Origin of the sequence: Microbacterium salsuginis (assembly GCF_012524205.1) — a bacterium.
In the GTDB taxonomy this organism is placed as follows: Bacteria; Actinomycetota; Actinomycetes; order Actinomycetales; family Microbacteriaceae; genus Microbacterium; species Microbacterium salsuginis.
The window spans coordinates 233,245-244,858 of record NZ_JABACI010000006.1 but is presented as its reverse complement, the minus strand read 5'-3'; the positions used below and the strand labels follow the sequence as shown (position 1 = coordinate 244,858).

Here is an 11,614-nt window from a genome sequence, read left to right as displayed (position 1 = left end):
CGCGCGGCAGCACCTCGGGCGGCTCAGACCCCCGAATACGCCACGATGCCGCGACGCACCGCGTCGAGGGCCTTACGGGCGGTCGAGGCGACGGGCTGGTCCGCCACCAGTGAGAGCTGGTCGAGCAGGTCGATCGTCTGCTTCGCCCAGCGAACGAAGTCGCCGGCCGCCATGTCTGCCTCGCTCAGCACGGCGTCCAGCGTGCCGCCGCGCGCCCACGTGTGCATCGCCGGCGCGAGGCTGGCAGACGGCGCCTCGGACCCCGGCAGCCGATGGTCGCGTTCCAGATCGTCCAGCGACTGCCACAGGTCGAGCGTCGCGGTGAATGCCGGACGGAACGGGCCGCGCGGCAGGCCGCGCTCCCCCGGGCCGGCGTCGTCGCGGCGAGGTTCGAACACGAGCGAGCATGCCAAGGCGGCCAGGGCCGGGGCATCCAGGTCCCGCCAGAGTCCGCGTCGCAGCGACTCGGCCACGAGCAGATCGCGTTCGCCATAGATGCGGCGCATGGTGCGTCCGGCATCCGTCAACGTGTGCGTCTCGTCGTCGGCCACACGCACGTAGTCGAGCTCGGTGAGGACGTCCACCACGCGGTCGAAGATCCGCGCGACCGTGCCGGTGCGCATCTCGATCTGCTGACGGAGCTTGCCGATCTTGCGCTTGAGCGTGAAGTACCGCTCCCCCCATCGCGCGTGCTTCTCGCGGTCAGGGCACTGGTGGCACGCATGGCGCAGCATCCGCTTGCGCAGGCTGGCGATCTGGCGCTGGCGCTCATCCCGGGTGCGACGCGAGGCGTTCGCGTCCTTGCGATTGAGCTTCTCGAGATCGCTGAGCTCCCGCCGGATCCCCGCGTACTCGGCGAAGTCGCCGCGGTCGCAGGTCATCGCCTTCTGGTAGCCGGCGAGAGACTCCTCCTGCTCACGCACCTCGCGCGCGAGGCCGACCACCGACCGGTCGGCCTGGAACTGCGCGAACGACGATTCCAGGATCTCGCGCGCGCGTGGCCGGCCGAACTGGTCGATCAGGTTGACCGCCATGTTGTACGTCGGACGGAAGCTCGAGTTGAGCGGGTAGGTGCGCCGCGACGCCAGCGCCGCGACCGCCTGGGGATCCAGCCCCTCCGTCCATTGGATGACAGCATGACCCTCGACGTCGATGCCACGACGCCCGGCCCGTCCGGTGAGCTGGGTGTACTCCCCTGACGTGATCGCGACCCGCGCCTCGCCGTTGAACTTCTCGAGCTTCTCGAGCACCACGGTTCGCGCGGGCATGTTGATGCCCAGCGCGAGGGTCTCGGTCGCGAACACCGCCTTGACGAGCTTTCGCTGGAAGAGCTCTTCGACGACCTCCTTGAAGGCCGGAAGCAGGCCGGCGTGATGCGACGCCACACCGCGCTCGAGATTGTCGAGCCACTGCCAGTAGCCGAGGACGGCCAGATCCTCCTCGAGCAGGTTGCGGGTGCGCTCTTCGACGATGGCGCGGATCTCGCGGCGCTCGTCCTGCGACGTCAGGCGCACGCCCGCGCGGCGCACCTGCTGCACCGCGCCGTCGCACCCGGCTCGGCTGAAGATGAAGAAGATGGCCGGCAGCAGGTTGGCACGAGAGAGCAGTTCGACCACGTCAGGACGGTCGAGGCGTTCCACGCGCTGGACGTTCGCGGAGCGCACGGGCCGCTTCATCCCGCGGTTCGGACGGCGACGGGATGCCTCATACCCGGCGTGACGCGCACTGTTCGCAGCCTGCACACGACGGTTGTTGTCGAAGTTCGACCCCTTGAACGAGCGGATCCGCATCAGTTCCTGGTTCACCTGTGCGGTCGCGACCCCCGCGCGGTCGTCGAACAGCGGCAGCAGATCGCCGCGCACGAGCACGTGCTGCTCGAGCGGCACCGGACGTGTCTCCGACACGATCACCTCTACCGCGGGTTCGCCGCCATCTGCACCGGCGCCGCGGACGGTGTCGAGCCAGTCGCCGAATTCCTCGGCATTGGACACCGTCGCCGACAGTGACACCAGACGTACGCTGGGCGCGAGGTGGATGATGACCTCCTCCCATACGGCACCGCGGAACCGGTCGGCGAGGTAATGCACCTCATCCATGATCACGTACCGCAGTCCGCGCAGCGCGGGCGAGTCGGCGTACAGCATGTTGCGAAGCACCTCGGTCGTCATCACGACGACCCGGGCGTTGCCGTTGATGTTGGTGTCGCCGGTCAGCAGCCCGACCTCGTCGGGACCGTACACATCCTGCAGTTCTCGGAACTTCTGGTTCGACAGCGCCTTCATCGGCGTCGTGTAGAACGCTTTGTCTCCGTAGCCGCCGACCATCGGCTCGCGCATCGCGAGATGGACGGCGAATTCGCCGACGATGGTCTTGCCGGCGCCGGTCGGCGCGGCGACCAGGACACTCCGCCCCTCCTCGAGCGCCTGGCATCCCGCGATCTGGAACGGGTCGAGAGTGAAGCGCTGGGATGCCGCGAACGCCGCGGTGATCGGATGGCTCCGGTCCAGCTGCGCGGCGTCGCGCGCTCGCGAGTACCGCTCTGCCGGACCGGGCTCGGTCATGCGCTCGCCTCAGGCGGCAGGAACGCCATGTTTCGTTTGGCCTTGCGCCTGTCGAAGAGCATCGACAGACCTGCCGCCGCGAAGAACAGGACGGTGAGGATGCCGGCGAGCATCAGCATGCTGACCACATCGGCCGCGGGCGTGGCCAGCGCGGCGAAGACGGTGGCGATGAGGATGGCCACGCGCCAGCCTTTGAGGATGGCCTTGCCCGACATGACGCCGGCGACGTTGAGAGCCACCAGGAACACCGGGAGCACGAACGAGATGCCGATCACGATCATCAGCTTGAACACGAAGTCGTAGTACTCGGCAGCCTGGTACAGGTTTGCTGCCCCTTCGGGCGTGAACTGCCACATCAGCTCGATCACGTGCGGCACCACCACCACACCGAGGTAGCACCCGCCGAAGAACAAGGGAACCGCTGCCGCGACGAAGCCGATCGTGTAGCGGATCTCCTTGCGGGTGAGACCCGGCATGATGAACGCCCAGATCTGCCACAGCCACACGGGGGCAGAGAGGAAGATGCCGATGGAGAATGCGATCCGCATCCGGAGGTCGAACGCGGACGTGACCGTGCCGAAGGTCAGGGCCGTGAGGTCATCGTCGCCGCGCCGGGCCGCGATGTCCTCGATCGGCTGAGTGATCCAGGCGATGATCGGATCGGTGATGATGAACGCCACCACCATGCCCACGACCAGCGCGAGGGCCGCGATCATGAGGCGCTTGCGCAGCTCCACCAGGTGCTGGCCGAGCGACATGCGCTTGTCGCGCTTCGGCGCCTCCGGCCCGTCCATGGGCACGGAACCGGCTGTTGCCACCATGCCGCTAGGGCTTGTGATCAGAGGCGCTGTCGGTGCGGGGCGCGGAAGCGGACGTGGACTCGACCGTGGTGGAGGATGCCGCGTCGGCGGGCTTGTCCTCCTCCTTCATGGCCTTCATCTCACCCTTGAACACGCGGGCCGACTGCCCCATGCTCTTCGCCAGCGCAGGGAGCTTCGCCGCGCCGAACAGCAGCAGGATGACCAGGAGCACGATCAGGAGGTGCCAGCCTTGGAAGTTGCCCAACATGAGTTGCTCCGTTGTTCGCGTCAGCGGGGATCGCCCCAATTCTAACCACGTAGTGCCTCCCTGACGACCGATCAGCGATACTGCGCGAGTCCCGCCTCTGCCCAGTCGGCCACGGCGCGGCGGGCAGCCGCCGGCTCGAGCACCTCGAAGACACCGCCGCGGCGGGCGGCCAGACGACGCAGGCTCAGCTCGTCGGCGACCCTCATGGTCGCGACGATCGTGGCATCCGGGCCGTTGCCGTCGACCGTCTCGATCGTGGCACGGTCGAGGTAGTCGCCCAGAAGCGGCGCGACCGCCTGTGAGAACCGCACCCGCGCGACGACGTCTCCCTCACCCGACTGGAACCACCCGGATCCCGGGTCGCCGGTGTGGGTGATGGGGATGTCGGTGAGCTCGAGATCGCTGACGCGGTCGAGGTGGAAGGTGCGCATCGCCTCGCGCAGGTGGCACCACCCCTGGAGGTACCACTGGTCTCCGGCGATGTGCACTTTGACGGGGTCCACGGTGCGCGTGGTGGGCGCGGCATCCGGGGCCTTATAAGTGAACGACACCGCCACGCCGCGCCGAACGGCCGTGGCGACCCGATCGCGCGCGGCGTCGACCGGCTCCGGCGCGACGATCACCTCGGCCGGCGTCCCCGAGGCGCCGCGCGCCAGCTTGGCCAGCAGCCCCGCGTACAGCTCGGTGTCACCGACCCCGGGGATCGAGCGAGCAAGCTGCAGGCCCGCGAGCAGTGCCGCGGCCTCGCGTGCGGTGAGCTTGGGGGCCCGCTCGAGGGCCACCGAATTGGTGATGACGATGAGATCGCGCTCGTCGAGCAGATCCCAGTCGATGTCGAACAGATCGTTGGCCATCTGCCAGTACCCCTGTTCGCCGGGGAGGCCGATCACCGTCAGCTTCTCGACCATCGCGCGCATCTGATCGGTCGACACGTCGAACTCGTCTGCGGCCTCGGCGAGCGAGACCTCGCCCTTGCCGATCAGATACGGCACGAGCTGGAGCATGAGCGCCGCGCGGTCGGTCGCCACGAGCGGCTTGCGCGCGGTCATGGCGCACTCCCGGGATCCGAGGACTCGCGGTGCAGGTCCCGCGTGGCGGCGAGTCGGTCGATCACCCGGTCGCGCAGGTCAAGAGGTTCGACGACACGCACTTCGGGACCATACGAGGCCAGTTCGTCGGCGAAGATGTGGCCGTCGACGTACGGCACGCGGATTCCCTGCTCGGCAGGCTTGGCCCGCCGGGCCAGCCGCAATGCGGCCTCGGTACCGGGGTTCACCTCGAGGAGCGCGCTGTGCCGGGCCGCGACTTCTTCGAGGCCGGCCAGGGCGCGCTCCCCTGCGCCGTCGCGCAGCGCCGCGTCGAAGGACTCGCGCGTGATCGTCACCGATCCCACGATCCGCGAGAGCAGGAACGTCCGGTCCGCGGCGACGTCCAGGTCGATGCCGAACACGTGCCAGCGACCCTCGTACTCGACGAGCGCGAGCGGCTGCACGCGCCGGACGCGCGGCGCCTCCTCACCCGGCTTCAGGTAGGGGAAGGTGACGACCCGGCTCTGCTCGATGGCCTGCTGGAGTGCCGGGAAGGAGGGGTCGTGCAGGCTCAGGCGGGGCGAGAAGCCGATGATCGGCTCGTCGACGAGATCGCCGAGCGCCCGGATCTTGCGCAGCCCGCTGCGCGCGTCGTCCGACATGGAGCTCTCGCTCCAGACTCCGCCGGCGAGGTTCAGCAGCGCCAGCTCTGCCGCCGTGAACTCGATGTCCTCGGGCAGCTCGTACTCTGCCGTCGGAATCCGATAGCGCGCCTCGCGCAGATCATCGGGGTCCGCCCAGTCGCCGATCGTCTCGATCGGCACACCCAGACCGCGCAGGCTCTCCTTGTCACGCTCGAACATCTTCTCGAGCGCGTCCTTGGACGCTCCGGCATCACTCTGCTCGCGATACCCGGCGACGGAGGACAGGATCGTGTCCTTCGTCAGACCCTGATCGGTCGCGATGAGCGCGACCACGAGGTTGACGAGCCGCTCTTCGGGCGGGATCTTCGCGGGAGCGGTGGCAGGCACTCGCCTATCTTAGGTCGCACGAGCGGTGCTCACGCGGCGTGGCGCCTACGATTGCGGCGCGGCGTCCAGACCCAGGATGTCGATCACGAACACCAGGGTGGAGTTCGCCGGAATGGCCCCCTGCTCCTGGTCGCCGTACCCGAGCTCCGGCGGGATGACGACGAGCACCTGGGAGCCCACGGTCTGCCCTTCGAGCGCCTGTGCGAAGCCGGGAACCACGCCATCCAGGGTCATCGACGCGGGCTGTGACTCCCACGACGAGTCGAAGGGCTCGTCCTCGCCCCACACCACGCCGGTGTAGTGCACGCGCACCGGCTCGTCACCGGTGACCTCGGGGCCGTCGCCCTTCTTGATCGTCTGGATCGCGAGCTCGGCCGGCGGCGCGCCGTCGGGGATGATGAGGCCCGGGTGGCCGTCGGGAGCGCGCACGACCGTCGGCATGCCGGTGCCGCTGTTGAACTGGTTCGCGCCGTCCGCGGCGCGCAGGTACACCTTGCGCACGTCGACGACCGCGACTGCCGAGTCGTCCTCGGCCAGGCCGAGGCTCGCGGCCGACTCCGCTTCGATATCGCCGGGCGCGAGGGCGATCGCGACGCGCGAGCCCTCGGTCGCGCACTGCAGGGCCTCGTCGAAGCCGGGGAAGTTCTGCGTCCACTGCGACACGGGGTACACGCGCGAGAGGTCGCCGTCGTACGGCGTCGCCACCAGCGGTTCACCGGTCTCGCCGCTGAACAGCGCGACGTCCACGACGACGAGCTGGTCCGAAGCCGTGATCGCCGTACCCTCACCTGTCTCGACGTCTTCGAAAGCGAGATGCGGTGCGCGCAGCGGCGTGAAGACGTCCACCTCGGGCTCGGCATCCGCCTCGCCTGTCACCTCGATGAGGTCCATCACGTCCGCGTCGGAGACCGCGGAGCGGGAGCAGTCGGCGGAGTTCGGCAGGGAGCAGCCGGCCAGGCCGACGGTCACCAGGCCCAGGACGGCGAGGGCAGCGGGGTAGGAGCGCACCGGAACAGTTTAGGCGGAGTCCGAAGACGGTCGCGAAGCGGGGGCTTCCGATCCCGGCACAGCAGGGCCGTCCTCGACGGTCTCGGCGGCCTGGCGGGCGCCCTCTGCGGCGCGCTCGGCCTCACGCACGCGCTTGCGGAGGTTCTTGTCGGTGATCTGCCGGTCGCCGACGGCGCCCGGCGTCCACAGTTCGACGTCCTCGTCGCTGAAGCTCGTCTTCGACGCGCGTCGCTTGACCTCAGGCGGCACCGCTCCCGGGGCGAGACGCCGTGCCCACACGAGGAAGCCGGTATGGGCGACCATGCGGTGGTCCGGCCGTACCGCGAGTCCCTCCACATGCCAGCCGCGCACCATCGTCTCGTTCGCGTCCGGCTCGGTGAACAGGCCGGTGCCACGGATGTACTCGGCGACCCGGCTCAGCTGAGTGGCGGTGGCGACGTAGCAGACGACGACGCCGCCGGGGGTCAGCGCATCGGCCACCGCGTCGATGCACTCCCACGGCGCCAGCATGTCGAGCACCACGCGGTCGACGGATGCCGCGGGCACCGCATGCGCCAGGTCCTCCGCGAGGTCGCCGACCACGACCTCCCAGTTCGCGGGCACGTCGCCCACGAACGTCTCGACGTTCGCGCGGGCGACTGCGGCGAAGTCCTCGCGTCGCTCGAACGAGACCAGCCGCCCCTCCGCTCCGACGGCGCGCAGCAGCCACAGCGACAGCGCACCCGAGCCCACGCCGGCCTCGACAACGGTCGCACCGGGGAAGACGTCGGCCTGGGCGAGGATCTGCGCCGCGTCCTTCGGGTACACGATCGCCGCGCCGCGCGGCATCGACATCACGAAGTCCCGCAGCAGCGGGCGCAGCGCGAGGTACTCGCGCCCGCTGCTGTTGGCGACCACCGACCCGTCGGGCAGGCCCACCAGATCGCCGTGCCGCAGCACCCCATGATGTGTGTGCAGCTCGCCCCCTTCGCGCAGCGTGATGGTGTGCAGACGCGCCTTCGGGCCCGTGAGCTGGACCCGGTCGCCGAACCGGAACGGACCGCTCATGCGCGCGGTCATCGTGCCGCCTCCGCGGCGAGGCCGGCGTGATGGGCGGTGTGGAAGGCGGCGAGGTCGTCCGCCGTCCGTCCGTCGAGGGTCGGCCACACGGCGTGCGCACCGGCGCCTTCGAGCGACAGCATGAGCGGGACACCGATGACCGCTGCCCCGGACGCGACCGCGGAGCGCAGGCCGTTGGGCGAGTCCTCGATGGCGACCGTCTCGGCAGGATCGACGCCGAGGGCCTCGCAGGCCTGGAGATAGGGATCAGGGAAGGGCTTCGGACGAGTCGCATCGTCTCCGGCGACGATCGCGTCGAACGCGGCGAAGTCGATGAGGTCCACCACCGTCGTGGCCATCCGGCGCATCGACATCGTCACCAGGCCGGTCTTGATGCCCGCCTCCCGCAGGTCGGCCAGCAGCTCGCGCGCGCCCGGCCGGAACGGCACGCCTGTGACCGCGAGCTGGCGCATGACCTCGTCGGTCAGGTGATCGATGATGGCGTCGACGCTCATGCGGACGCCGGCCTCCTGGAAGATCCGCGCGGAGTCCTCGAGGCCGAGTCCCACCAGCGCCAGCGCCTGCTCGTGGGACCAGGTGCCTCCGAAGCTCTCCACCAGCGGCGTCTCGGCCGCCATCCAGTACGGCTCGGTGTCGACGAGGGTTCCATCCATGTCCCACAGGACAGCGGCGAGGCGCGGCGCATTCACCGTCCAAGCCTACCCGGGGGCGGCCGGGCCTATTCTGGAGGGAACCCGCTGGGCGGGTGGAGGAGGTCTCGTGGACGGACTGGGTCGCCGTGTGCTCGTCGCCGGATTCGACGGGTGGAACGACGCGGGTGAAGCCGCGTCGTCCGCTATGACGCGCCTGCGTGAAGGCGGCGCGTACGAGCCGGTGTTCTCCGTCGACCCGGAGCTGTACTTCGACTACCAGTACACGCGGCCGCAGGTCGTCGCCGACGGTGAGGGCAAGCGCACGCTGCAGTGGCCGGAGGCCACCCTGCTCAAGCCGGTGCGCGCCACCCGCGGGACCCAGCTGTGGCTGCTGACAGGCGTCGAGCCGGCACGCGCATGGCAGGCGTTCGCGTCGGAGTTCATCGATGTCGCGCTGCGCGAGGACATCACCGGGTTCGTGGCGATCGGCTCCATGATGTCGGACGTGCCGCACACCCGCCCGATCTCGGTGTTCGGGGGCAGCGACAACGAGGCGCTGCGAACGGCACTCGACCTCGAGCGCAGCACCTACGAGGGCCCCGTCGGCATTCTCAGCGTCCTCGGACACGCGGCGGACGCCGCGGGGATCCCGTCGGCGAGCCTGTGGGCGAGCGTGCCGCACTATGTCGCTGGCCACACGCCGTCGCCCAAGGCGACGCTGGCCCTGCTCGACAAGCTCGAGGACATCACCGGCGCCCCTGTCCCCCGCGGGGAGCTGGCGACCGAGGCGGCCGCGTGGGAGGCCTCGATCGACGCCGCCGCGGCCGATGACGAAGAGATGACGGAGTACATCCGCCAGCTCGAGCGCACGCGCGACACGTGGGACTCCCCCGAGGCGTCGGGCGATGCGATCGCCCAGGAGTTCGAGCGCTACCTGCGCCGTCGCGGGGACGGCCCGAGCAAGCCCGGCCGCGACGACCCCCGGCGCTGATCCGGCCCGTTACGCCTGGATGGCACCCGTGCTCAGCAGCACGAGCAGCAGCGAGCCGAGCGCCACGCGGTAGAGCACGAACGGCAGGAAGCTGTGCTTCGAGATCCAGTTCATGAAGAACGCGATCACGCCCAGCGCCACGACGAACGCCACGCCGGTGGCCAGAGCCGTCTCGCCGAGGGTGAACACGCCCGGCGTGTCCCAGTTCTTGACCAGCTGGAAGAAGCCGCTGCCGAAGACGGCGGGGATCGCGAGCAGGAACGCGTAGCGCGCCGCCGCCGCCCGCTCGTACCCCATGAACAGGCCGGCCGTGATGGTGCCACCCGACCGCGACACGCCCGGGATGAGCGCGAGCGACTGTGCGAACCCGAAGATCACGCCGTGGCCGACGGTGATGTCCTTGAGCTTGCGCTTCTTGGCCCCGACGTGGTCGGCGATGCCCAGCAGCACGCCGAAGAAGATGAGCATGCCCGCCACGAGCCACAGCGAACGCAGCGTGGTCTCGATCTGGTCCTGGAACAGCAGCCCGAGCACGACGATGGGGATGCTGCCGACGATGATGAGCCAGCCCATCTTCGCGTCGGGGTCGTTGCGCGGGATCCTGCCGAACAGGGCCTGGAACCAGTGCCCGATGATGCGCACGATGTCGCGCCAGAAGAACACCACGACGGCCGCCTCGGTGCCGATCTGCGTGATCGCGGTGAAGGCGGCTCCCGGGTCCTCGGCCGAGGGCAGGAACTCCCCGAGGATGCGCAGGTGCGCGCTCGATGAGATCGGGAGGAACTCGGTCAGTCCCTGGACGAAGCCGAGGATGATCGCCTCGAGAAGCATGGGCGCCTTTCAGCCGTGGGGGACGGATGCCGCGGCGCGCGGCATCCGTCGATCATTTCAGTACTCGCGCAGCAGGTCGGTCAGCACCGACTGGCCGAACACGAGCGCGTCGATGGGAACGCGCTCGTCGACGCCGTGGAACATGCCGGTGAAATCGAGCGCAGCGGGCAGACGCAGCGGAGCGAAGCCGTAGCCGGCGATGCCGAGCGCGGCGAGGGCCTTGTTGTCGGTGCCGCCGCCCATGAGGTACGGGATCACCGGCGCGCCCGGATCGTGCCGGTCCAGCGCCCCGACCATGGCGTCGACGATGTCTCCCCCGAAAGGCACCTCGAGACCGATGTCCTGGTGGACGATCTGCACCTCCACCCCGTCACCGACGATGCGGCGGATATCGGCCAGCGCCGCCTGCTCGGTGCCCGGGAGCACGCGCACATCGATGAGCGCCTCGGCACGGTCGGGGATGACGTTGTGCTTGTAGCCGGCGATGAGGCCGGTGGGGTTCGTCGTCGTGCGCAGGGTGGACCGCAGGAATCCGGATGCCGCGCCCGTCGCCTGCGCGACCGCGTCCGGCTCGGTCGTGCTCTGCCCGGTGAGCTCTGCCAGACGCTCGACCATCTCGCGCGTCGTGTCGGTGAGCGTCACCGGCCACTCGGTGCGACCGAGGGCGGCGACCGCCTCTGCCAGCGCCGTCACGGCGTTGTCGGCGTGCACGCTCGAGCCGTGCGCCGCGCGGCCGCGCGCGACCAGGCGGATCCACACCAGCGCCTTCTCGCCCACCTGCAGCAGATACACGCGACGGTCGCCGAGAGCGATGGAGTAGCCGCCGACCTCGCTGATGGCCTCGGTCGCGCCGGCGAACCACTCCGGCCGGTCTTTGACGACCAGAGCGGAGCCTTCGATGCCGCCGTTCTCCTCGTCCGCGAAGAAGGCCACCACGAGGTCGCGCTCGGGCTGGTCCCCGGCCCGCAGGATGTCGGCCACCGACGTCAGGATCATGGCGTCCATGTCCTTCATGTCCACGGCGCCGCGGCCCCACAGCATGCCGTCCTTCACGACCCCGGCGAACGGGTCGACGCTCCAGTCCTCCGCGATCGCCGGCACGACGTCGAGATGGCCGTGCAGCACCAGGGCGGGCTTGTCGCGATCGCGCCCGGGCACCCGCGCCATGACGTTCGTGCGTCGAGGGATCGGCTCGTAGTACTCGGGCGTCAGTCCGAGGCTCGCGAGATAGGCGCCGACGTACTCCGCCGCCTCGCGTTCGCCGGCGGCCCGGCCACCGCCGTGATTCGTGGTGTCGAAGCGGATGAGATCGCGTGCCACCGAGGCGACTTCGGGAAGACCGAGATCGGGTGAAGGCATGCGGTCAAACCTACCTCGACGCGGCCACGACATGCGTCTCGGGGCG

General features: G+C 69.6%; 11 protein-coding genes. 1 reads left to right on the top strand and 10 read right to left on the bottom strand.

Translation table 11 applies throughout. The annotated features are described in order from the left end of the window. Nucleotides 1-23 precede the first annotated feature (23 nt). The 8 genes from HF576_RS19885 to HF576_RS19850 all read right to left on the bottom strand — a co-directional run bounded on the left by HF576_RS19885 (nt 24) and on the right by HF576_RS19850 (nt 8,444). Complete coding sequence (locus tag HF576_RS19885; protein ID WP_168914570.1) at nt 24-2,561, bottom strand: DEAD/DEAH box helicase; 2,538 nt, start codon at nt 2,559-2,561, stop codon at nt 24-26. Further along, on the bottom strand, nt 2,558-3,319 hold the full coding sequence (tatC, locus tag HF576_RS19880; protein ID WP_168914611.1) for a twin-arginine translocase subunit TatC: 762 nt from the start codon (nt 3,317-3,319) through the stop codon (nt 2,558-2,560). The genes HF576_RS19885 and tatC overlap by 4 nt, the downstream gene beginning before the upstream one ends. A gap of 67 nt (nt 3,320-3,386) precedes the next feature. Further along, complete coding sequence (tatA, locus tag HF576_RS19875; RefSeq protein ID WP_168914569.1) at nt 3,387-3,629, bottom strand: Sec-independent protein translocase subunit TatA; 243 nt, start codon at nt 3,627-3,629, stop codon at nt 3,387-3,389. A 71-nt stretch (nt 3,630-3,700) separates the two neighbouring features. After that, nucleotides 3,701-4,678, bottom strand: a complete 978-nt coding sequence (locus HF576_RS19870) for a helix-turn-helix transcriptional regulator (RefSeq protein WP_168914568.1) — start codon at nt 4,676-4,678, stop codon at nt 3,701-3,703. Beyond that, a complete protein-coding gene (locus HF576_RS19865; RefSeq protein ID WP_168914567.1) occupies nt 4,675-5,688 on the bottom strand; it encodes a WYL domain-containing protein in 1,014 nt (337 codons plus the stop codon). Before HF576_RS19865 ends, HF576_RS19870 begins: the two co-directional genes overlap by 4 nt. Before the next feature lie 45 nt (nt 5,689-5,733). Then, on the bottom strand, nt 5,734-6,696 hold the full coding sequence (locus HF576_RS19860) for an FKBP-type peptidyl-prolyl cis-trans isomerase (protein ID WP_168914566.1): 963 nt from the start codon (nt 6,694-6,696) through the stop codon (nt 5,734-5,736). Nucleotides 6,697-6,705: 9 nt separating this feature from the next. Next, nucleotides 6,706-7,755, bottom strand: coding sequence for a tRNA (adenine-N1)-methyltransferase (locus tag HF576_RS19855; protein ID WP_168914565.1), 1,050 nt, complete (start codon nt 7,753-7,755; stop codon nt 6,706-6,708). After that, the gene (locus tag HF576_RS19850; RefSeq protein WP_343234362.1) at nt 7,752-8,444 is read right to left on the bottom strand and encodes an HAD family hydrolase; all 693 of its coding nucleotides are present in this window, start codon (nt 8,442-8,444) and stop codon (nt 7,752-7,754) included. The genes HF576_RS19855 and HF576_RS19850 overlap by 4 nt, the downstream gene beginning before the upstream one ends. Nucleotides 8,445-8,514: 70 nt before the next feature. On the opposite strand from HF576_RS19850, the gene HF576_RS19845 reads away from it, so the two are divergent. Further along, nucleotides 8,515-9,378, top strand: coding sequence for a PAC2 family protein (locus HF576_RS19845; protein WP_168914564.1), 864 nt, complete (start codon nt 8,515-8,517; stop codon nt 9,376-9,378). Between the two features lie 9 nt (nt 9,379-9,387). On the opposite strand, the gene HF576_RS19840 is transcribed toward HF576_RS19845, so the two are convergent. Together HF576_RS19840 and HF576_RS19835 are read right to left on the bottom strand one after the other, a co-directional pair. After that, nucleotides 9,388-10,209 (bottom strand): undecaprenyl-diphosphate phosphatase, encoded by an 822-nt coding sequence (locus tag HF576_RS19840; RefSeq protein WP_168914563.1) that lies wholly within the window; start codon nt 10,207-10,209, stop codon nt 9,388-9,390. 57 nt (nt 10,210-10,266) lie between these two features. Further along, complete coding sequence (locus HF576_RS19835) at nt 10,267-11,568, bottom strand: M20/M25/M40 family metallo-hydrolase (protein WP_168914562.1); 1,302 nt, start codon at nt 11,566-11,568, stop codon at nt 10,267-10,269. Between the last annotated feature and the right edge of the window lie 46 nt (nt 11,569-11,614).

Bases quoted from the DNA above. Each gene is read 5' to 3' on its own strand.
- HF576_RS19835 (WP_168914562.1), bottom strand. From the start codon at position 11,568: ATGCCTTCACCCGATCTCGGTCTTCCCGAAGTCGCCTCGGTGGCACGC.
- HF576_RS19855 (WP_168914565.1), bottom strand. From the start codon at position 7,755: ATGACCGCGCGCATGAGCGGTCCGTTCCGGTTCGGCGACCGGGTCCAG.
- HF576_RS19870 (WP_168914568.1), bottom strand. From the start codon at position 4,678: ATGACCGCGCGCAAGCCGCTCGTGGCGACCGACCGCGCGGCGCTCATG.
- HF576_RS19885 (WP_168914570.1), bottom strand. From the start codon at position 2,561: ATGACCGAGCCCGGTCCGGCAGAGCGGTACTCGCGAGCGCGCGACGCC.
- tatC (WP_168914611.1), bottom strand. From the start codon at position 3,319: ATGTCGCTCGGCCAGCACCTGGTGGAGCTGCGCAAGCGCCTCATGATC.
- tatA (WP_168914569.1), bottom strand. From the start codon at position 3,629: ATGTTGGGCAACTTCCAAGGCTGGCACCTCCTGATCGTGCTCCTGGTC.
- HF576_RS19840 (WP_168914563.1), bottom strand. From the start codon at position 10,209: ATGCTTCTCGAGGCGATCATCCTCGGCTTCGTCCAGGGACTGACCGAG.